Annotated in this window: 18 protein-coding genes; 11 read left to right on the top strand and 7 right to left on the bottom strand. The window is 63.9% G+C overall.

The window, feature by feature from the left end; all coding sequences use genetic code 11:
* Positions 1 to 250 precede the first annotated feature (250 nt).
* On the top strand, positions 251 to 778 hold the full coding sequence (gene ppa / locus ASC92_RS17130; protein ID WP_056518061.1) for an inorganic diphosphatase: 528 nt from the start codon (positions 251 to 253) through the stop codon (positions 776 to 778).
* A gap of 74 nt (positions 779 to 852) precedes the next feature.
* Here the strand turns inward: ppa and ASC92_RS17135 are convergent, their stop codons facing one another.
* The gene (locus ASC92_RS17135; protein ID WP_056518063.1) at positions 853 to 2,025 is read right to left on the bottom strand and encodes a GNAT family N-acetyltransferase; all 1,173 of its coding nucleotides are present in this window, start codon (positions 2,023 to 2,025) and stop codon (positions 853 to 855) included.
* Between the two features lie 19 nt (positions 2,026 to 2,044).
* On the opposite strand from ASC92_RS17135, the gene ASC92_RS17140 reads away from it, so the two are divergent.
* Positions 2,045 to 3,742 (top strand): NAD+ synthase, encoded by a 1,698-nt coding sequence (locus ASC92_RS17140; protein WP_056518064.1) that lies wholly within the window; start codon positions 2,045 to 2,047, stop codon positions 3,740 to 3,742.
* The gene (locus ASC92_RS17145; RefSeq protein WP_056518066.1) at positions 3,739 to 4,077 is read left to right on the top strand and encodes a P-II family nitrogen regulator; all 339 of its coding nucleotides are present in this window, start codon (positions 3,739 to 3,741) and stop codon (positions 4,075 to 4,077) included. Before ASC92_RS17140 ends, ASC92_RS17145 begins: the two co-directional genes overlap by 4 nt.
* 125 nt (positions 4,078 to 4,202) lie before the next feature.
* Here ASC92_RS17145 and ASC92_RS17150 read toward each other — a convergent pair whose 3' ends face one another.
* From ASC92_RS17150 to ASC92_RS17175, 6 genes are read right to left on the bottom strand one after another with little or no spacing between them, the layout of a single operon-like run.
* Entirely contained in the window at positions 4,203 to 4,793 is a 591-nt protein-coding gene (locus tag ASC92_RS17150; protein ID WP_056518068.1) for a TIGR00730 family Rossman fold protein, read from the bottom strand.
* Positions 4,794 to 4,824: 31 nt separating this feature from the next.
* The gene (locus tag ASC92_RS17155; protein ID WP_056518071.1) at positions 4,825 to 5,232 is read right to left on the bottom strand and encodes a diacylglycerol kinase; all 408 of its coding nucleotides are present in this window, start codon (positions 5,230 to 5,232) and stop codon (positions 4,825 to 4,827) included.
* The gene (locus ASC92_RS28655; RefSeq protein ID WP_056519102.1) at positions 5,229 to 5,795 is read right to left on the bottom strand and encodes an RDD family protein; all 567 of its coding nucleotides are present in this window, start codon (positions 5,793 to 5,795) and stop codon (positions 5,229 to 5,231) included. The genes ASC92_RS17155 and ASC92_RS28655 overlap by 4 nt, the downstream gene beginning before the upstream one ends.
* A gap of 13 nt (positions 5,796 to 5,808) precedes the next feature.
* Positions 5,809 to 6,618 carry a DUF3106 domain-containing protein gene (locus ASC92_RS17165; RefSeq protein ID WP_235505863.1) on the bottom strand — a complete coding sequence of 270 codons (810 nt, stop codon included), beginning with the start codon at positions 6,616 to 6,618 and terminating at the stop codon, positions 5,809 to 5,811.
* Positions 6,619 to 6,657: 39 nt separating this feature from the next.
* The gene (locus ASC92_RS17170; RefSeq protein WP_056518073.1) at positions 6,658 to 7,083 is read right to left on the bottom strand and encodes a DUF3619 family protein; all 426 of its coding nucleotides are present in this window, start codon (positions 7,081 to 7,083) and stop codon (positions 6,658 to 6,660) included.
* Positions 7,080 to 7,646, bottom strand: coding sequence for an RNA polymerase sigma factor (locus ASC92_RS17175; protein ID WP_042673514.1), 567 nt, complete (start codon positions 7,644 to 7,646; stop codon positions 7,080 to 7,082). The genes ASC92_RS17170 and ASC92_RS17175 overlap by 4 nt, the downstream gene beginning before the upstream one ends.
* 294 nt (positions 7,647 to 7,940) lie before the next feature.
* On the opposite strand from ASC92_RS17175, the gene ASC92_RS17180 reads away from it, so the two are divergent.
* From ASC92_RS17180 to ASC92_RS17215, 8 genes are all read left to right on the top strand, one after another.
* The gene (locus tag ASC92_RS17180; RefSeq protein ID WP_056518075.1) at positions 7,941 to 9,725 is read left to right on the top strand and encodes an acetolactate synthase 3 catalytic subunit; all 1,785 of its coding nucleotides are present in this window, start codon (positions 7,941 to 7,943) and stop codon (positions 9,723 to 9,725) included.
* Positions 9,726 to 9,835: 110 nt separating this feature from the next.
* Positions 9,836 to 10,327 carry an acetolactate synthase small subunit gene (ilvN, locus tag ASC92_RS17185; RefSeq protein WP_056518077.1) on the top strand — a complete coding sequence of 164 codons (492 nt, stop codon included), beginning with the start codon at positions 9,836 to 9,838 and terminating at the stop codon, positions 10,325 to 10,327.
* 53 nt (positions 10,328 to 10,380) lie between these two features.
* Positions 10,381 to 10,641, top strand: a complete 261-nt coding sequence (locus ASC92_RS17190; protein WP_007834235.1) for a DUF4282 domain-containing protein — start codon at positions 10,381 to 10,383, stop codon at positions 10,639 to 10,641.
* A gap of 49 nt (positions 10,642 to 10,690) precedes the next feature.
* Entirely contained in the window at positions 10,691 to 11,707 is a 1,017-nt protein-coding gene (gene ilvC, locus ASC92_RS17195; RefSeq protein WP_042579952.1) for a ketol-acid reductoisomerase, read from the top strand.
* 185 nt (positions 11,708 to 11,892) lie between these two features.
* On the top strand, positions 11,893 to 12,717 hold the full coding sequence (gene pssA / locus ASC92_RS17200; protein WP_056518079.1) for a CDP-diacylglycerol--serine O-phosphatidyltransferase: 825 nt from the start codon (positions 11,893 to 11,895) through the stop codon (positions 12,715 to 12,717).
* Between the two features lie 185 nt (positions 12,718 to 12,902).
* On the top strand, positions 12,903 to 14,606 hold the full coding sequence (gene leuA / locus ASC92_RS17205) for a 2-isopropylmalate synthase (protein WP_056518081.1): 1,704 nt from the start codon (positions 12,903 to 12,905) through the stop codon (positions 14,604 to 14,606).
* A gap of 43 nt (positions 14,607 to 14,649) precedes the next feature.
* Entirely contained in the window at positions 14,650 to 16,188 is a 1,539-nt protein-coding gene (locus tag ASC92_RS17210; RefSeq protein ID WP_056518083.1) for a 2-isopropylmalate synthase, read from the top strand.
* A gap of 116 nt (positions 16,189 to 16,304) precedes the next feature.
* Positions 16,305 to 17,495: a serine hydrolase gene (locus ASC92_RS17215; protein ID WP_056518085.1), complete on the top strand. Its 1,191-nt coding sequence runs from the start codon at positions 16,305 to 16,307 to the stop codon at positions 17,493 to 17,495.
* Positions 17,496 to 17,547 lie beyond the last annotated feature (52 nt).

The following is a 17,547-nucleotide window of genomic DNA, read 5'->3' on the forward strand; positions in this document are numbered from 1 at the left end:
TTGCTTCTCCATTCGTTCGTTGTGACTTGTGGAGACGGACAGCATGAGCCCTGCGCGCAACGCGTACGGGACCATGTTCTCCGCCGCGTTGCTTCCTCGAAGCTCGCTGCACCTGGGTGCGGAGCCGATTGGCCAACGCTTGCAATTTACAGGCAAAAACGAGTGCGTGTGCGACGGGCTGGTGACACGGAAAGTAAACTCCGGGTTTGTCCCCATCCCTCTCATACTTTTCAACTACTCGAAAAACGTCATGTCCTTCGACAAAGTTTCCCCCGGCAAGAACGTCCCCGATGCCTTCAACGTCGTGATCGAAATCCCGATGAACGCCGATCCGATCAAGTACGAAGTCGACAAGGAATCCGGTGCGATTTTTGTCGACCGCTTCATGACGACGGCCATGTACTACCCGGCCAACTACGGCTACGTGCCGCAGACGCTGTCGGGCGACGGCGACCCGGTCGACGTGCTGGTGATTGCCCCGTACCCGCTGCTGCCGGGCGTGGTGGTGCCGTGCCGCCCCCTGGGCATCCTGATGATGGAAGACGAAGCCGGCGTCGACGGCAAGGTGCTTGCCGTGCCCACCGACAAGGTGCTGCCGATCTACAGCCACTGGAAGTCGGTCGACGACGTGAACCCGATGCGCCTGAAGGCCATCAGCCACTTTTTCGAGCACTACAAGGACCTGGAAGCCGGCAAGTGGGTCAAGGTGCTGGGCTGGGAAGGCATCGACGCGGCCAAGAAGGAAATCCTGGACGGCATCGCCGCCTACAAGAAGTAGGCCGCTCCAGTTCGAACTGGCGCGTGCGGGTGCAAGGCCCGCAGTCCGGCCTCATTGCAGCCCGGAATGGCAACTCAGGCGGACCTGAAGGGGCTGCGCTCGCCCAGGTGGTCCATGTAGTTCTCGATGCCCGCGCCCTCGCGCTCCAGGAAGCGCTCGACCGCATCGGCGAACGAGGGATGCGCCAGCCAGTGGGCGCTGGTGGTCTTCACCGGCATCAGCGCGCGCGCCATCTTGTGCTCGCCCTGGGCGCCGCCCTCGAAGCGCTGGGCACCATGTTCGATGCACCAGGCCAGCGGCTGGTAGTAGCAGGCCTCGAAATGCAGGCAGTCGACGCGCTCCAGCGCACCCCAGTAGCGGCCATAGGCAACCAGCGGCTTGTCGGGTTGCGTCGAAAGGGCGATCAGGCTGGCGGCCATCGGCTTGCCGTTGCGCTCGGCGACGAACAGCAGCCAGGCCTCGGGCATGGTGCTGGCCATGCGCCGGAAGAAGTCGCGCGTGAGGTAGGGCGGGTTGCCATGCTCGCGGTAGGTGCGTTCGTAGCAGCGGTAGAAGAAATCCCAATCGGCCTTCGAGATGTCGGCGCCGCGCGACCAGCGGAAGCTCACGCCCGCGTCGGCCACTTTGCGGCGCTCCTGGCGGATCTTCTTGCGCTTGTCGTGGGCCAAGCTGGCGAGGAAGGCGTCGAAGTCGGCGTATCCGGTGCCGGCCGTGGATGCCGTGTTCGTCCAGTGGAATTGCACGGTGTTGCGCAGCATCAGGCCGGCTTCGGCGCAGGCGGCGATGTCCGCCTCGGCGCCGAACAGCAGGTGCAGCGACGACAGTTCTTCCTGTTTACACAGCGCGACGAGCCCTTGCACCAGCAATGTGCGGCTCTGCGCGTCGTGCGCCAGCAGCCGCGTGCCGGGCACGGGCGTGAACGGCACGGCGACCACGGCCTTCGGGTAGTAGGCCAGCCCGTGCTGTTCGTAGGCGTTGGCCCAGGCCCAGTCGAACACGTACTCGCCGTAGGAGTGGTCCTTGATGTAGAACGGGCACGCCGCCTGCAACTGCTCACCTTGCCACAGCGTGACGAACTGCGGCACCCATCCGCTGTCCGGCGAGGCGCTGCGGCTGTCGTTCAGCGCCGCAAGGTATTCGTGGCGCATGAAGGGCGAGGGCTCGGCCTCGGCGGCCAGCAGCGCGTTCCATGCTTCCGGGCTCACGTCCGACGGCGACGACAGAACCCGAATGACATAATCGTTCAAGCCTTTTTCTTCCTTCTGTATGACGCTCAAGCTCGCCATCGCGCAACTCAATTTTGTGGTGGGCGACCTCGCCGGCAACGCGAAAAAGATCGTCGACGCCGCGCGTCGTGCCCATGCACAGGGCGCGCGTCTCTTGTTGACGCCCGAACTCTCGATTGCCGGCTACGCAGCGGAAGACCTGTTCCTCCGTCCCGCCTTCACCGAAGCCTGTGATGATGCCGTGAAAGGCATTGCCGCTGCTCTGGCCGACCTCAAAGACATGGTCGTGGTGGTGGGGCATCCGACCGGCGGCAGCCTGCGCAGCCGCTCGGTGGCGGTGCAGATGCGCCACAACGCGGCCAGCGTCATCAAGGAGGGACGCATCCTCGAGACCTACGCCAAGCGCGAACTGCCGAACTACCAGGTGTTCGACGAGCGCCGCTATTTCACGCCGGGGCAGGGTACCTGCGTGTTCGAGGCGGGCGGGGTCTCGGTCGGTCTGCTGATCTGCGAGGACGCCTGGTTCGACCAGCCGGCCGAGCTGGCCCGCGAAGGCGGTGCCGAGATGCTGGCGGTGATCAATGCCTCGCCCTACCACGTGGGCAAGGAAGGCGAGCGCATCGCGCGCATGGCCGACCGGGCGCGTGCCGTGGGGCTGCCGCTGGTGTATGCGCACCTGGTCGGCGGGCAGGACGAGGTGGTGTTCGACGGCGCTTCGTTCGCGCTGCAGGCCGACGGCACCACCGCCATGCAGGCGGAGAGCTTCCGGGAGAAGCTGGTCTTCGCGCAGCTGGAGCGCACCCCACAGGGCAGCGTTGGCTTCGTGGCCGAGCCCGCCGCCATCACACCCCCGCGCGATCCCGAGGCACAGCTCTGGGACGCACTGGTGCTGGGCGTGCGCGACTACGTCGGCAAGAACGGTTTTCCGGGCGCCATCCTGGGGCTTTCGGGCGGCATCGATTCCGCATTGGTGCTCGCCGTCGCGGTCGATGCACTAGGGAAGGACAAGGTGCGCGCGGTGATGATGCCTTCGCCTTACACCGCCGACATCAGCTGGATCGATGCGCGCGACATGGCCGGCCGCCTGGGCGTGCGCTACGACGAGATTTCGATCAAGCACACCTTCGAATCCTTCAAGGATGCGCTGGCAGAGGAATTCAAGGGCCGGCCCGAAGACACTGCGGAGGAAAACATCCAGGCCCGCATCCGCGGCACGCTGCTGATGGGGCTGTCGAACAAGTTTGGCGCCATCGTGCTCACCACGGGCAACAAGAGCGAGATGGCCACCGGCTACTGCACGCTCTACGGCGACATGGCGGGCGGTTTCGCAGTCATCAAGGACCTGCTCAAGACCACCGTGTTTGCGCTGGCGCGATGGCGCAACGCCCACGACCCGTACGGCACGGGGATGGCGCCGATCCCCGAGCGGATCATCACGCGGCCTCCCAGCGCCGAGCTGCGGCCCGATCAGACCGACCAGGACAGCCTGCCGCCCTACGACATCCTCGACGGCATCCTGGCACGCTACATGCAGGACGACGAGGGCATCGACGAGATCATTGCCGCGGGCTACGACCGCGCGGTGGTCGAGCGGGTTGCGCGGCTCATCAGGATCAACGAATACAAGCGGCGCCAGGCGCCAGTAGGCATCCGGGTCACCCACCGAAGCTTCGGCAAGGATTGGCGTTACCCTATCACCAGCAAATTCAACGAAACCGCCGGAGCGCAAAAACCATGAAGCAGATCACCGCCATCGTCAAACCCTTCAAGCTCGAGGACGTGCGCGAGGCCTTGGCCGAAGTGGGCGTTACCGGCCTGACCGTCACCGAGGTCAAGGGCTTCGGCCGCCAGAAGGGGCACACCGAGCTCTACCGCGGCGCCGAATACGTGGTCGACTTCCTGCCCAAGATGAAGGTCGAAGTGGTCGTCAACGAGGCCGATGTGGAACGCTGCATCGAGGCCATCGTCAACTCGGCGCGCACCGGCAAGATAGGCGACGGGAAAATTTTCGTGACGGGCGTGGAGCGCATCGTGCGCATCCGCACCGGCGAAGAAAACGAAAACGCGGTCTAAAAAAGCTCGCCCCCAGGCTGCGCGCACTTCGTGTCGCTTCGCCTACCCCCTACCGGGGGCACTACCTGAGGCCCGGCAACGCCGGTTCCTCGGTGTTTCTGGAAGGGCCCCGGGGCCTGCTTGGATCAGAGGTTTTCGGAGAGTCGGTCTTCGCGCGGGTGGAGCGGCACTTCGGCGCGCAGCGCCGTGAGCAGTTCGGGCACGTCGGTGCCGGTGCGGATCAGTTCCATCTGCCATTCGCCCATGAAGCCCTCGCGCACGCTGTGCGCCAGGAAGCCCAGCAGGCCGTCGTAGTAGCCGGCGGTGTTGAGGATGCCGGTCGGCTTGTCGTGATAGCCGAGTTGGCGCCAGGTCCAGATCTCGAACAGTTCCTCGAAGGTGCCGATGCCGCCCGGCAGGGCGACGAAGGCGTCGGCGCGCTCGCCCATCATGGCCTTGCGCTCGTGCATGGTGTCGACCACATGCAGCTCGTCGCACAGCGGATTGGCCAGTTCCTTATCGACCAGCGCCTTGGGAATGATGCCGACCACGCGGCCGCCGGCGAGGCGGGTGGCCTCGGCCACCGTGCCCATCAGGCCGGTGCGGCCGCCGCCGTAGACCAGTTGGCCGCCATGTTGGCCGATCCATTGGCCGACCGCTTGCGCGGCCTGGGAAAACTCGGGACGCTCGCCGGGGCGCGAGCCGCAATACACGCAGATCGAAAATTCAGGATTCATCCTGCCATCATGCCGCAGCCCGCAGGCCTGCTCATGACATGAAGCGTTGCCACAACGCCGCCGCCCAGATACCCCCGCAGAGCATGAGCGACAGCAGCACCGCGGCGCTGCCCATGTCCTTGGCGCGCTTGGAAAGGTCGTGCCACTCGGGGCCGATGCGATCAATGGCCGCCTCGACGGCGGTGTTGAGCAACTCGACGATCATCACAAGGACCGCACTTCCCGCGAGCAGCGCCACCTCGGTCCAGCCGCGTCCGAGCCAGAAGGCGGCCGGGATCATCACGATCGACATGATGGCTTCCTGGCGGAAGGCGGGCTCGCTCCAGCCGGCGCGCAGGCCGTGCAGAGAGATCAGCGCGGCATGCCAGACCCGCTCGAGGCCCTTGCGGGCTTTCTGTGGATTGACGGCGGGATCGGGGAGCTTGCGCAAGGCACTCATCGGCGACTCATCGGTTTGGAGGTGATGAGCCGTGTACCGGCCCAGGCGTCGTGCCAGAACTGGCGCTCGGGGTGAAAACGCGCCAGCAGCGCCCAGACGGCGACCCAGCCGAAAATCAGGACGGTCGATTCGGCGCCTGACAGCTTGAACGGCGCAATGGCGGCCAGCGGCGGCAGAAACCAGACCCAGCTCAGCAGGTAGCGCCCCAATGCCCGGCGCTGGCTGACGGGCCGTCCGTGTGCGTCGACGATGCGGATGTTCCAGGTCTTCATGGCGAGGGTCTGGCCCTTGGTCCAGAACCAGACGAAGTACACGCCGAACACCACGAAAAGAAAAGCCTGGAAAAGATGGCGCCGCGAATCCATGGCATCGCGCATCTGGCCCAGCGTGCTGAAGAGCCAGCCTGAAACGAACACCACGGCAAACAGCAGCATGCCCTCATAGAGCCAGCAGGCCATGCGGCGCCAGAGGCCCGGCACTATCGATACAGGAGCGTTGGTCGCTGGAGGAGTCTGCGAGGCGGCCTGATCGGAGCCCGACGCCTCGGGAGAGCTGGAAACCATCGGAGCCTCGGGATCAGGGAGCAGAGGGAGGTGCCTCGGCCGCAGAAGACGGCGCCGGTACCTGGGCTTCCGCCGGAACCGGCGCGGGCGTGGCGCTGGTTGTCGCGGGTGCCGCAGGCGTGACGGAAACCGCCGGTGTCGTTGCCGCGGGGGCGCGCTCCAGCGGTGAGGCCACAAGGATCGTTGCGGGCCCGGCTGCGGGCGTCGGTGCCAGCAGGATTCTGGGCGTGTGCTGCCCTGCAGGCGTGACGGCCGGCACTGGCACGAGCTTCTGGGACGAAACCGGCCGCACGGGAATGGCTGCCCCACGTGGCTTGGGCGGGGCGCGTTCTGCAAGCTTGCGCTTTTCTTCCTCGCTCAAGGCTTGGTACTGCTCCCATTTGACCTTGCGCTCGTCGGGTGAAATGCGCTTGACCTCGGCGAAGTTCAGGCGAGCCTGCGCACGTTGCTGGTTGCTCAGGGCGGCCCATTCGATCATGCGGCTGTGCAGGGTGGACTGATCTTCGGTCGACATGCTCGCGTAGTTGCGAGACAGCGCCAGCCATTTCCTTTTCTGGCCGACATTCAGCGTGTTCCAGTGAACGCTTAGCGGCTTGAGGGCCTGCTGCTGCTCGGCCGTGAGTTCGTTCCAGAGTGGCTTTGTGGTCGAGACGGCCTTCGGGCTGGTGGCCGACGCGGAACTTCCCGGGGCCGGGCCCTTGATCGCCGCCTCGGTGTGGGGCTGGGCGTTGGCGAGCGTCAGGCCGAAGGCTGCGACCGCAAGCGCACCCGCCCAAACGACTGCGCCCGCCTGGAGCGGGCGCAACGGACGGGGAGTGTTCACGCTGGAGATGGAATGGCGTCGCATTCGGTCGGTGAAGGTTCAGTCGGAGGCGCTGTCGGCCTTCAGGAATTGAGCGAAACCCGGGTCGGTATAGGCGGCTGGCGGCAGGTCGCCCGTCAGCAGCGCGGAATCCACCTCGGCCAGTTCGCTGGCGCGATCGTCGTCCTGCATCGCGCTGATGGCGATCAGGCCGGCCACGAGCGCGATCAGCGGCACCACGGAGCCGATGCGGGTCCACCAGCTGCCACCCATCGTGAGCGTGTGACCCGACTGCACCGCCACAGGCGCGGTTCGCAGCTGCGGAGGCAGCTTGCGCGCGGCTACGGCCTGCGCGCGCGCCACGCGAAGCCGTTCGCCGATGTCGTGCGGCAACTCCTGATTGCCGGCCGAAAGGCGGGCAACCAGACGCTGGCCGAACTGGTCTTCGGCGATGCTGGAAATTGAGGTTGGAACCTTAGTGTTCATAGCGATATTCCCTTGGCCTTGAGCGCCTTGCTCAGAGCGTGAACGGCTCGCGAACAATGGGTTTTGACGCTGCCCTCGGAGCAGCCCATCGCAGCGGCCGTCTCTGCGACGTCCATTTCCTCCCAGTAACGCATCAGGAAAGCCTCGCGTTGACGGCCCGGCAGTGCTGCGATCTGTTCCTCGATTTCGTGGAAGACCTGGGCGCGGCGGGTCGTGTCTTCGGCGCTCTCCGATTCCCTAGAGTCGGTCGGCGAGACGAAGTTCTCCAGCAGGTCGAAATCTCCGTCGTCGTCGATCGACTCGAAATCGCTGAGGTTGGAGAACAGGGCGCGCCGGGTCTTCTGGCGGCGGAACCAGTCGAGCGTGCAGTTCGACAGGATGCGCTGGAACAGCATCGGCAGCTCGGCCGGGGGCTTGTCGCCGTAGTGCTGCGCCAGCTTCATCATGCTGTCCTGCACGATATCGAGCGCCGCTTCTTCATCCCGCACGTGGTAGACCGAGCGCTTGAAAGCGCGCCGTTCGACGCTTTTCAGGAAGTCGGAGAGTTCTTGTTCAGTGGCCAAGCGAGAGGGGGCGCGAAAGGCGCGCCGCGTGGGAAAGGGGGTCTGGCGATTGCGTACGTCGCGTGTGTGTTTATCGCCGCGGATTATGCCTTTGTAGCTTTACAAGGCAGCTGAAGCGAATCTGAACGCCCGGAAATGCCATAATCCGCCTTGCAAGTCAAAAGGCAAACGGGTCACGGTCCGGCGGAACATCAGTCCGCTCATGGCTTTGGCCTCAAGTCCTGGCGCGGCCCCACAAGGGTTGGCAAGGGGCACCCAAGGTATTTCGTTCCCGAAATAACACAAAGGTTGATCATGGAAATCTCCAAGGCGGAAATCGCTTCCGCAGCAGCCGCGTCCTCAGGCGCAGGCAATACGACGCAAGAACTCATGGGCGCTGAAGTGCTGGTCAAGGCACTGCAGGCCGAAGGCGTCCAGTACGTCTGGGGCTACCCGGGCGGCGCCGTTCTCTACATCTACGACGCGTTCTACAAGCAGGACACCATCCAGCACGTGCTGGTGCGTCACGAGCAGGCAGCCGTCCACGCGGCCGACGGCTATGCGCGCGCCACCGGCGACGTCGGCGTGGCGCTGGTCACCTCCGGTCCCGGCCTGACCAATGCGGTCACCGGCATCGCCACGGCGTACATGGACTCGATCCCGATGGTGATCATCTCGGGTCAGGTGCCAACGGCCGCCATCGGCCTCGACGCCTTCCAGGAATGCGACACGGTCGGCATCACCCGTCCCATCGTCAAGCACAACTTCCTCGTCAAGGATCCGAAGGATCTGGCCATGACGATGAAGAAGGCCTTCCACATCGCACGCAGCGGCCGCCCAGGCCCGGTGGTGGTGGACGTGCCCAAGGACGTTTCCTTCAAGAAGACGCCTTACGCCGGCTATCCCGACAAGGTCGAGATGCGCTCGTATAACCCGGTTCGCAAGGGCCATGGCGGGCAGATCCGCAAGGCGCTGCAACTGCTGCTGGCCGCCAAGCGTCCCTACATCTATACCGGCGGCGGCGTGCTGCTGGGCAATGCCACCAACGAGTTGCGCACGCTCGTCGACATGCTCGGCTACCCGGTCACGAACACGCTGATGGGCCTGGGCGCCTATCCGGCGAGCGACCGCAAGTTCCTGGGCATGCTGGGCATGCACGGCACCATCGAAGCCAACAACGCGATGCAGAACTGCGACGTGCTGCTGGCCGTGGGCGCGCGCTTCGACGACCGTGTCATCGGCAACCCCAAGCACTTCGCGCAGAACGAACGCAAGATCATCCACGTCGACATCGACCCGTCGAGCATCTCCAAGCGCGTGAAGGTCGACATCCCGATTGTCGGCGACGTGAAGGACGTGCTCACCGAACTCATCTCGATGATCCGCGAGAGCACCACCAAGCCCGACGCCGGCGCGCTGGCCGACTGGTGGAAGACCATCGAAGCCTGGCGCTCGCGCGACTGCCTCAAGTACGACCGCGGCAACAAGGACGTGATCAAGCCGCAGTACGTGGTCGAGACGCTCTGGAACATGACCAAGGATGCCGACGCGTACATCACGTCGGACGTGGGCCAGCACCAGATGTGGGCTGCCCAGTACTACCGCTTCGACGAGCCGCGCCGCTGGATCAACTCGGGCGGCCTGGGCACCATGGGCGTTGGCATTCCCTACGCCATGGGCATCAAGCTCGCGAAGCCCGATTCGGAAGTGTTCACCATCACCGGCGAAGGCTCGGTGCAGATGTGCATCCAGGAACTTTCCACCTGCCTGCAATACAACACGCCGATCAAGATCTGCTCGCTCAACAACCGCTACCTGGGCATGGTGCGCCAGTGGCAGGAGATCGAATACTCCGGCCGCTACAGCCACAGCTACATGGACGCACTGCCCAACTTCGTCAAGCTCGCCGAGGCCTATGGCCACGTCGGCATGCTGATCGAGCGTCCACAAGACGTGGAGCCCGCGCTGCGCGAAGCACGCAAGCTCAAGGACCGTACGGTGTTCATGGACTTCCGCACCGACCCCACCGAGAACGTGTTCCCGATGGTGAAGGCCGGCATGGGCATCACCGAGATGCTGATGGGTTCCGAGGATCTCTGATCCGCGGAGCATTTTTCTCTCGCTCAACTTTTACTGACGAATCTATTGCCCGCCAAGCCCACGCATTACCGTGCGCGGGGGAGGGCGGCGAAAAGAGGAGTCATGCAAACATGAAACACATCATTGCAGTGCTGCTGGAAAACGAGCCGGGTGCTCTTTCCCGCGTGGTGGGCCTGTTCTCGGCCCGCGGCTACAACATCGAATCGCTGACGGTCGCGCCCACGGAGGACCCGAGCCTCTCGCGCATGACCATCGTCACGACCGGTTCCGACGACGTGATCGAGCAGATCACCAAGCACCTGAACCGCCTGATCGAAGTCGTGAAGGTCGTCGACCTGACCGAAGGCGCCTACACCGAGCGCGAGCTCATGATGGTGAAGGTGCGCGCGGTCGGCAAGGAGCGCGAGGAAATGATGCGCATGGCCGAAATTTTTCGCGGCCGCATCATCGACGTGACCGACAAGAGCTACACCATCGAACTCACCGGCGACCATGGCAAGAACGACGCTTTTCTGGAAGCGATCGAACGTAGCGCTATCCTCGAAACTGTCCGTACCGGTGCCAGCGGCATCGGCCGCGGCGAGCGCATTCTGCGCGTGTAGGAGGGTGAAGGCGCCCTCAGTTCATCCGTTCATCCACACATGAGGCAAAAGTGATGCGAGGTCTGCTCGGTTTCGACAGGATGGTGACTCCCGCGATCGTCCGGGTGCTCTACTTTCTCGGCCTGCTGGGCGTGATCGTCCTTGCGGGGGCGGCGCTCTACCAGCGCCAGTACCTGCCGGCCTTCACGTTCCTGATCTTCGGTGCCATCGGTGTTCGCATCTACAGCGAACTGCTCATCGTGCTGTTCCGCATCCACGACAGCCTCGTGTCCATCAACCAGCAAATGAAGGACCGGAATTCCTCCGGCCTTTGAGTGAAATTCACCCGCTCTGCGGGTGCTTGAGATTTTTTAGGAGAAATACATGAAGGTTTACTACGACAAAGACGCGGACCTGAGCCTCATCAAGGGCAAGACGGTGGCAATCATCGGTTATGGCTCGCAAGGCCATGCGCACGCGCAGAACCTGAACGACAGCGGCGTCAAGGTCGTGGTCGGCCTGCGCAAGGGCGGTGCTTCTTGGGACAAGGTCGGCAAGGCCGGCCTGCAGGTCGCCGAAGTCGCCGACGCCGTGAAGTCGGCCGACGTGGTCATGATCCTGCTGCCCGACGAGCAGATCGCCAACGTCTACAAGAATGACGTGGCCCCGCACATCAAGGAAGGCGCTTCGCTGGTCTTCGCGCACGGCTTCAACGTGCACTACGGTTTCGTGCAGCCGCGCGCCGACCTCGACGTGTGGATGGTGGCTCCCAAGGCCCCCGGCCACACCGTGCGCAGCACCTACACCCAAGGCGGCGGCGTGCCCCACCTCGTGGCCGTGCATCAGGACAAGACCGGCAAGGCGCGTGACCTCGCGCTGAGCTATGCCACCGCCAACGGCGGCGGCAAGGCCGGCATCATCGAGACCAACTTCCGCGAAGAAACCGAGACCGACCTGTTCGGCGAACAAGCGGTTCTGTGCGGCGGCACGGTCGAATTGATCAAGGCCGGTTTCGAAACGCTGGTGGAAGCCGGCTACGCGCCCGAAATGGCGTACTTCGAATGCCTGCACGAGCTCAAGCTGATCGTCGACCTGATCTATGAAGGCGGCATCGCCAACATGAACTACTCGATCTCGAACAACGCCGAATACGGCGAGTACGTCACGGGCCCGCGCATCGTGACCGACGAGACCAAGAAGGTCATGAAGCAAGTGCTGCGCGACATCCAGACCGGCGAATACGCCAAGAGCTTCGTGCTCGAAGCCGCTGCCGGCCAGCCTGCGCTGATCAGCCGCCGCCGCCTGAATGCGGAGCACCAGATCGAAGTCGTCGGCGAAAAGCTGCGCGCGATGATGCCCTGGATCAAGAAGAACAAGCTGGTCGATCAAACCCGCAACTGATCTTGCCGGCGAGAGGGTGCTTTCGGCACCCATTTCCCAAGGGCCACCCGTCGCGGTGGCCCTTTTGTTTGCAGGGGCCGAAGAGCTCCCCTGAACTACACTGCAAGCCATGCGACTCACAGACATAGATGCTATCGAATGGATAGCGGACCGCGTAGCGCCCACAGGGGACGGAGGCCATTCCAATGCATGACGATACCGTTCCCGACGACGTGCAGCCGCGCAAGCGCCGCAAGGGCATCTACATCCTGCCGAACCTGTTCACGCTCGCGGCGTTGTTCGGCGGTTTCTACTCGGTCGTGATGGCCATGAACGCGCGCTTCGATCTCGCGGCGCTCGGCGTATTTGCCGCGATGATTCTCGACAGCCTGGACGGGCGCGTGGCCCGCATGACCAACACGCAGAGCGCGTTCGGCGAGCAGATGGATTCGCTGTCCGACATGGTGTCGTTCGGCGCCGCGCCGGCGCTCATCGCCTACGAGTGGTCGCTCAAGGGCCTGGGCCGCTGGGGCTGGATCGCGGCCTTCGTGTATTGCGCCTGCGCGGCGCTGCGGCTCGCGCGCTTCAACGTGAACACCGGCGTGGTCGACAAGCGCTGGTTCCAGGGGCTGCCGTCGCCCGCGGCTGCTGCACTGGTAGCAGGCTTCATCTGGCTCGTGGACGAATGGGGCAAGCGTGGCGGGGAGGTGCTGTATCTCTCGTGGACGCAGATCACCTGGGTCACCTTTGCCTTCACGCTGTATGCGGGCCTCACGATGGTCACCAATGCGCCGTTCTACAGCTTCAAGGACATCCAGATGAAGAAGAGCGTGCCCTTCGCAGCAATCGTGCTCATCGCGCTCGGCATCGCGGTCATCAACATCCATCCGCCCACCGTGCTGTTCGGCCTTTTCGTCATGTACGGCCTGAGCGGCTACGTGGTGTACGCGTGGCGCAAGGCCAAGGGCCAGCCGGTGAGCGTGATCAGCACCTCGACCGAAGAGCCCGACGAACGGGGCTTGCATAACTGACGGTGGCTTGTGCTACATTCGCAATCCTCATGACCAAGATTTCGCTGCTGGCCCTACTAGCCCTCCCTCACGGGCGGAGACGGTAGCGCACGCGCAAATCCCTCACCACGGCCCGTTCGCACCAGCAACGGGCCGTTTGTTTTTGGGGTTGCTGGTTGATTACCAACCATCTCAGAGAAATCGACATGCTCAAGCAACCTCAAAGCAAATACCGCGCATTCGCCCCGATCGGCCTCAAGGACCGCACCTGGCCCGATGCCGTGCTGACCAAGGCGCCGATCTGGCTGTCGACCGATCTGCGCGATGGCAACCAGGCGCTGGTCGAGCCGATGGACATCGCGCGCAAGATGCGCATGTTCGAGACGCTCGTGGCCATCGGCTTCAAGGAAATCGAAGTCGGCTTTCCCTCGGCCTCGCAGGTGGAATTCGACTTCGTGCGCAAGCTCATCGAGGAAGACCGCATTCCCGACGACGTAACGATCCAGGTGCTGACGCAGGCGCGCGACCACCTCATCGAACGCACCTTCGAATCGCTGCAGGGCGCACCGCGTGCCATCGTGCACCTCTACAACGCGGTGGCGCCGGTGATGCGCCGCGTGGTGCTCGGCATGGACGAAGACCAGATCGTCGAGCTCGCCAGCAGCCATGCGCGCATGTTCAACGAATTCGCCGCCAGGCAGCCGAAAACGCAGTGGACCTTCCAGTACTCGCCCGAGATGTTCTCCGGCACCGACGTCGTGTTCTCGAAGCGCGTGGTCGATGCGGTAACCGAGGTCTGGGCGCCGACGCCGCAGCGCAAATGCATCGTGAACCTGCCCACGACGGTCGAGCATTCAACGCCGAACATCTTCGCCGACATGATCGAGTGGATGCACCGCAACCTCGCGCGCCGCGACTCGATCGTGCTGTGCGTGCACCCGCACAACGACCGCGGCACTGGCACCGCGGCCGGCGAACTGGCCTTGATGGCCGGCGCCGAGCGCATCGAGGGCTGCCTGTTCGGCAATGGCGAGCGCACCGGCAACCTCGACCTTGTGAACGTCGCGCTCAACCTCTACACGCAAGGCGTTTCGCCCGAGCTCGACTTCTCGAACATCGACGAGATCCGCGCCACCGTCGAGCATTGCAACCAGATTCCCGTGCACCCGCGCCATCCGTATGTGGGCGACCTCGTCTACACCTCGTTCTCGGGCTCGCACCAGGACGCGATCAAGAAGGCCTTCGCCGCGCGCAAGGACGGCGACATCTGGGACATGCCTTATCTCCCCATCGACCCGAAGGACGTGGGCCGCAGCTATGAAGCCGTGATCCGCGTCAACAGCCAGTCCGGCAAGGGCGGCATGGCCTACCTGCTCGAGAGCGAGTACGGCATCGAGATGCCGCGCCGCCTGCAGATGGAATTCATGCAGACCGTGCAACGCGTGATGGACATTGCCGGCAAGGAACTCACCGCCGCCGACCTCTGGCAGCTGTTCGTGCGCGAGTACGGCATCGAGACTGCGCAGGCACTGCAGCACCGCGTGATCGAGGAAGAAGGCGAGGGCGCCAACGCCTCCGTGGTCCTGCGCGGCGACCTGCCGTGGGACGGCGAAACCTATGCCATCGAAGGCCGCGGCAATGGCCCCATCGACGCCTTCACGCAGGCACTGAGCCAGGCCACCGGCCACACGGTGCGTGTGATGGACTATCACCAGCACGCCATCGGCGCCGGCGCCGATGCGAAGTCCGTGGCCTACCTCGAACTGCGCGTGGACGAAAGCCGCACGCTGTTCGGCGTGGGCATCGACGCGAACGTGATCACGGCGTCGCTGAAGGCAATTGTCTCGGGCGTGCAGCGTGCTCGTGCCGTGGGCGCACACGGCGCACAATCGGTGGTTGAAGCCGCCTGACGCTGCCGATGCGCAAGGTGGGAACGAACACAGGAGATCCACGATGACCGACCAACTCATTATTTTCGACACCACCCTGCGCGATGGAGAACAGTCGCCCGGCGCCTCGATGACGCGCGATGAAAAGATGCGCATTGCCAAGCAACTGGAGCGGCTGAAGGTCGACGTCATCGAAGCCGGCTTTCCCGCCAGCTCGAACGGCGACTTCGAGGCCGTGAAGGCGATTGCCAATGCGATCAAGGACTCGACGGTGTGCGGCCTTTCGCGTGCCAACGACCGCGACATCGCGCGCGCAGCCGAGGCCCTCAAGGGCGCGGCCCGCGGGCGCATCCACACCTTCATCGCGACCTCGCCGCTTCACATGGAAAAGAAGCTGCGCATGTCGCCCGACGAAGTGCACGAGCAGGCCAAGCTGGCCGTGCGTTTCGCGCGCAACCAGCTGGCGGACGTGGAGTTCAGCCCCGAAGACGGCTACCGCAGCGACCCGGACTTCCTGTGCCGCGTGCTCGAATCCGTGATCAACGAAGGGGCCACCACCATCAACGTGCCGGACACTGTCGGTTACGCCGTTCCCGAGCTCTACGGCAACTTCATCAAGATGCTGCGCGAGCGCATTCCCAACAGCGACAAGGCGATCTGGTCGGTGCACTGCCACAACGACCTCGGCATGGCCGTGGCGAACTCGTTGGCGGGCGTGAAGATCGGCGGCGCGCGCCAGGTGGAATGCACCATCAACGGCCTGGGCGAGCGCGCGGGCAACTGTTCGCTCGAGGAAGTGGTCATGGCGGTGAAGACCCGCAAGGATTATTTCGGGCTCGACCTGCGCATCGACACGCAGCACATCGTGGCCGCGAGCCGCATGGTCAGCCAGACCACCGGCTTCGTGGTACAGCCCAACAAGGCGGTTGTGGGCGCCAACGCCTTCGCGCACGCCTCGGGCATTCACCAGGACGGCGTGCTGAAGGCGCGCGACACCTACGAGATCATGCGCGCCGAGGACGTGGGCTGGGCGGCCAACAAGATCGTGCTCGGCAAGCTCAGCGGCCGCAATGCCTTCAAGCAGCGATTGCAGGAGCTGGGCGTGGCCATGGAAAGCGAAGGCGACATCAATGCCGCGTTCCTCCGGTTCAAGGAACTGGCCGACCGCAAGTCGGAAATTTTCGACGAGGACATCCTCGCGCTCGTCAGCGCGGAAGAGGTGTCGAACGTTGGTGAGCAGTTTGCTTTCGTTTCTCTCTCCCAGCACAGCGAAACCGGCGAGCGCCCCCAGGCGAAAGTCGTGTTCACGGTCCAAGGCAAGGAAGTCACCGGCGAATCCGACGGGAATGGCCCGGTTGATGCTTCCCTGAAAGCCATCGAGTCGCACGTCAAGAGCGGCGCCGAGATGGTTCTTTACTCTGTCAATGCCATCAGTGGCTCGACGGAAAGCCAAGGAGAGGTTACAGTTCGGTTACAAAACGCAGGGCGGGTGGTCAACGGTGTGGGTGCAGACCCGGACATCGTGGTCGCTTCGGCAAAGGCTTATTTGAGCGCGCTCAACAAGTTACAGAGCCAAGCTGAGAGAGTTGCGGCACAGGGTTAGGTTTTAAGCGATCCTTGATATTCGATTGAAGAAGAGGACGCAAGTAACTGATATTGCGTGCCTTTTTTGATTTCGATACACTGCGGTCCTCGTTTGTCGCCGCTGGAGATTTATAAATGCCTGAAGCCCGTCTCCGCCGAGTTTCCAGCCAGCGGTTTCTACCCGCACTCAAAATGCTCGCCGTTGCGCTGTGCGCCGCGGCGTTTTTGCTGCCTGGCGCCCAGGCCGCGAAGAAAGAAAAACCCGTTGCCAAAGCCACCGTCGCCAAGAAGGCGAAGGGGCCGGTGCCGGTCGAGGTCAAGCGCAACGCATCGTCCAAGACGGCGCGCGCCGGCCGGGCCGAGAAGAATGAAAAGGCGGACAAGGTGGTTCGTGGCGGCCGCAATGTCGTGGCCACCATCCGCAAGAAGAACGGCAAGACCGTGGTGGCTGTGCAGCGCCGCTCGGTGGTTCGTGTCACCGAGGCACCGCGCCAATCTTTCGGCCAGATGGCCGGGCTTCATGGCACCGAGGACGTGCTCGACCTGAAGTCGAGCGTCGCGCTGGTCATCGACCAGGACACGCACGAAGTGCTGTTCAGCAAGAACGACCATGCCGTGCTGCCGATTGCATCGCTCACCAAGCTCATGACCGGCCTGCTCATCAGCGAGGCCCATCTGCCGAACGACGAACTCATCACCATCACGCAGGACGACGTCGACACCGAAAAGCGCAGCAGTTCGCGCCTGACGGTCGGCACCACGCTCTCGCGCGGCGAACTGCTGCATCTGGCGCTGATGTCGAGCGAAAACCGCGCCGCACACGCGCTTGGCCGCACCTATCCAGGTGGCCTGACGACCTTCGTGAGCATCATGAACGCCAAGGCCAAGATGCTCGGCATGAAGGACACGCGCTACGTGGAGCCCACCGGGCTGTCGAGCAGCAACCAGTCGAGCGCGCAAGACCTGGCGCTGCTGGTCAATGCCGCCTACTCCGATGCCACGGTGCGTTCGCTGTCCACCTCGCCTGAATATCAGGTCGAAGTCGGCAACCGTGTGCTGCAGTTCAACACCACCAACCGCCTCGTGAAGAGCCCCGATTGGGAAATCGGCGTACAGAAGACCGGCTACATCTCCGAAGCCGGCCAGTGCCTCGTGATGCAGGCCCGGGTGGCCGGGCGCAAGCTGATCATGGTGTTCCTGGATTCGGCCGGCAAGTTCAGCCGCATCGCCGACGCCGAGCGGGTTCGCCGCTGGGTGGAAGCCACCCATGCCAACGGTTCGCCAGCCGCTTCTTCGCGCAATACCAGCTACCAGGTGGCCGGCTGATCGACTCGCACAGTACGCCAGCCCGCAATGAAAACAGGCCCTTCGCAGGGCC

Source organism: Variovorax sp. Root411 (genome assembly GCF_001425205.1).
Lineage (GTDB): Bacteria > Pseudomonadota > Gammaproteobacteria > Burkholderiales > Burkholderiaceae_C > Variovorax.

What these genes read in the sequence shown, in the direction of transcription:
- ASC92_RS17180 (WP_056518075.1), top strand. Translation starts at nt 7,941, where the DNA reads ATGGAAATCTCCAAGGCGGAAATCGCTTCCGCAGCAGCCGCGTCCTCA.
- ilvC (WP_042579952.1), top strand. Translation starts at nt 10,691, where the DNA reads ATGAAGGTTTACTACGACAAAGACGCGGACCTGAGCCTCATCAAGGGC.
- ilvN (WP_056518077.1), top strand. Translation starts at nt 9,836, where the DNA reads ATGAAACACATCATTGCAGTGCTGCTGGAAAACGAGCCGGGTGCTCTT.
- ASC92_RS17150 (WP_056518068.1), bottom strand. Translation starts at nt 4,793, where the DNA reads ATGAATCCTGAATTTTCGATCTGCGTGTATTGCGGCTCGCGCCCCGGC.
- ASC92_RS17190 (WP_007834235.1), top strand. Translation starts at nt 10,381, where the DNA reads ATGCGAGGTCTGCTCGGTTTCGACAGGATGGTGACTCCCGCGATCGTC.
- ASC92_RS17155 (WP_056518071.1), bottom strand. Translation starts at nt 5,232, where the DNA reads ATGAGTGCCTTGCGCAAGCTCCCCGATCCCGCCGTCAATCCACAGAAA.
- ASC92_RS17140 (WP_056518064.1), top strand. Translation starts at nt 2,045, where the DNA reads ATGACGCTCAAGCTCGCCATCGCGCAACTCAATTTTGTGGTGGGCGAC.
- leuA (WP_056518081.1), top strand. Translation starts at nt 12,903, where the DNA reads ATGCTCAAGCAACCTCAAAGCAAATACCGCGCATTCGCCCCGATCGGC.
- pssA (WP_056518079.1), top strand. Translation starts at nt 11,893, where the DNA reads ATGCATGACGATACCGTTCCCGACGACGTGCAGCCGCGCAAGCGCCGC.
- ASC92_RS17210 (WP_056518083.1), top strand. Translation starts at nt 14,650, where the DNA reads ATGACCGACCAACTCATTATTTTCGACACCACCCTGCGCGATGGAGAA.
- ppa (WP_056518061.1), top strand. Translation starts at nt 251, where the DNA reads ATGTCCTTCGACAAAGTTTCCCCCGGCAAGAACGTCCCCGATGCCTTC.
- ASC92_RS17170 (WP_056518073.1), bottom strand. Translation starts at nt 7,083, where the DNA reads ATGAACACTAAGGTTCCAACCTCAATTTCCAGCATCGCCGAAGACCAG.
- ASC92_RS28655 (WP_056519102.1), bottom strand. Translation starts at nt 5,795, where the DNA reads ATGGTTTCCAGCTCTCCCGAGGCGTCGGGCTCCGATCAGGCCGCCTCG.
- ASC92_RS17145 (WP_056518066.1), top strand. Translation starts at nt 3,739, where the DNA reads ATGAAGCAGATCACCGCCATCGTCAAACCCTTCAAGCTCGAGGACGTG.
- ASC92_RS17215 (WP_056518085.1), top strand. Translation starts at nt 16,305, where the DNA reads ATGCCTGAAGCCCGTCTCCGCCGAGTTTCCAGCCAGCGGTTTCTACCC.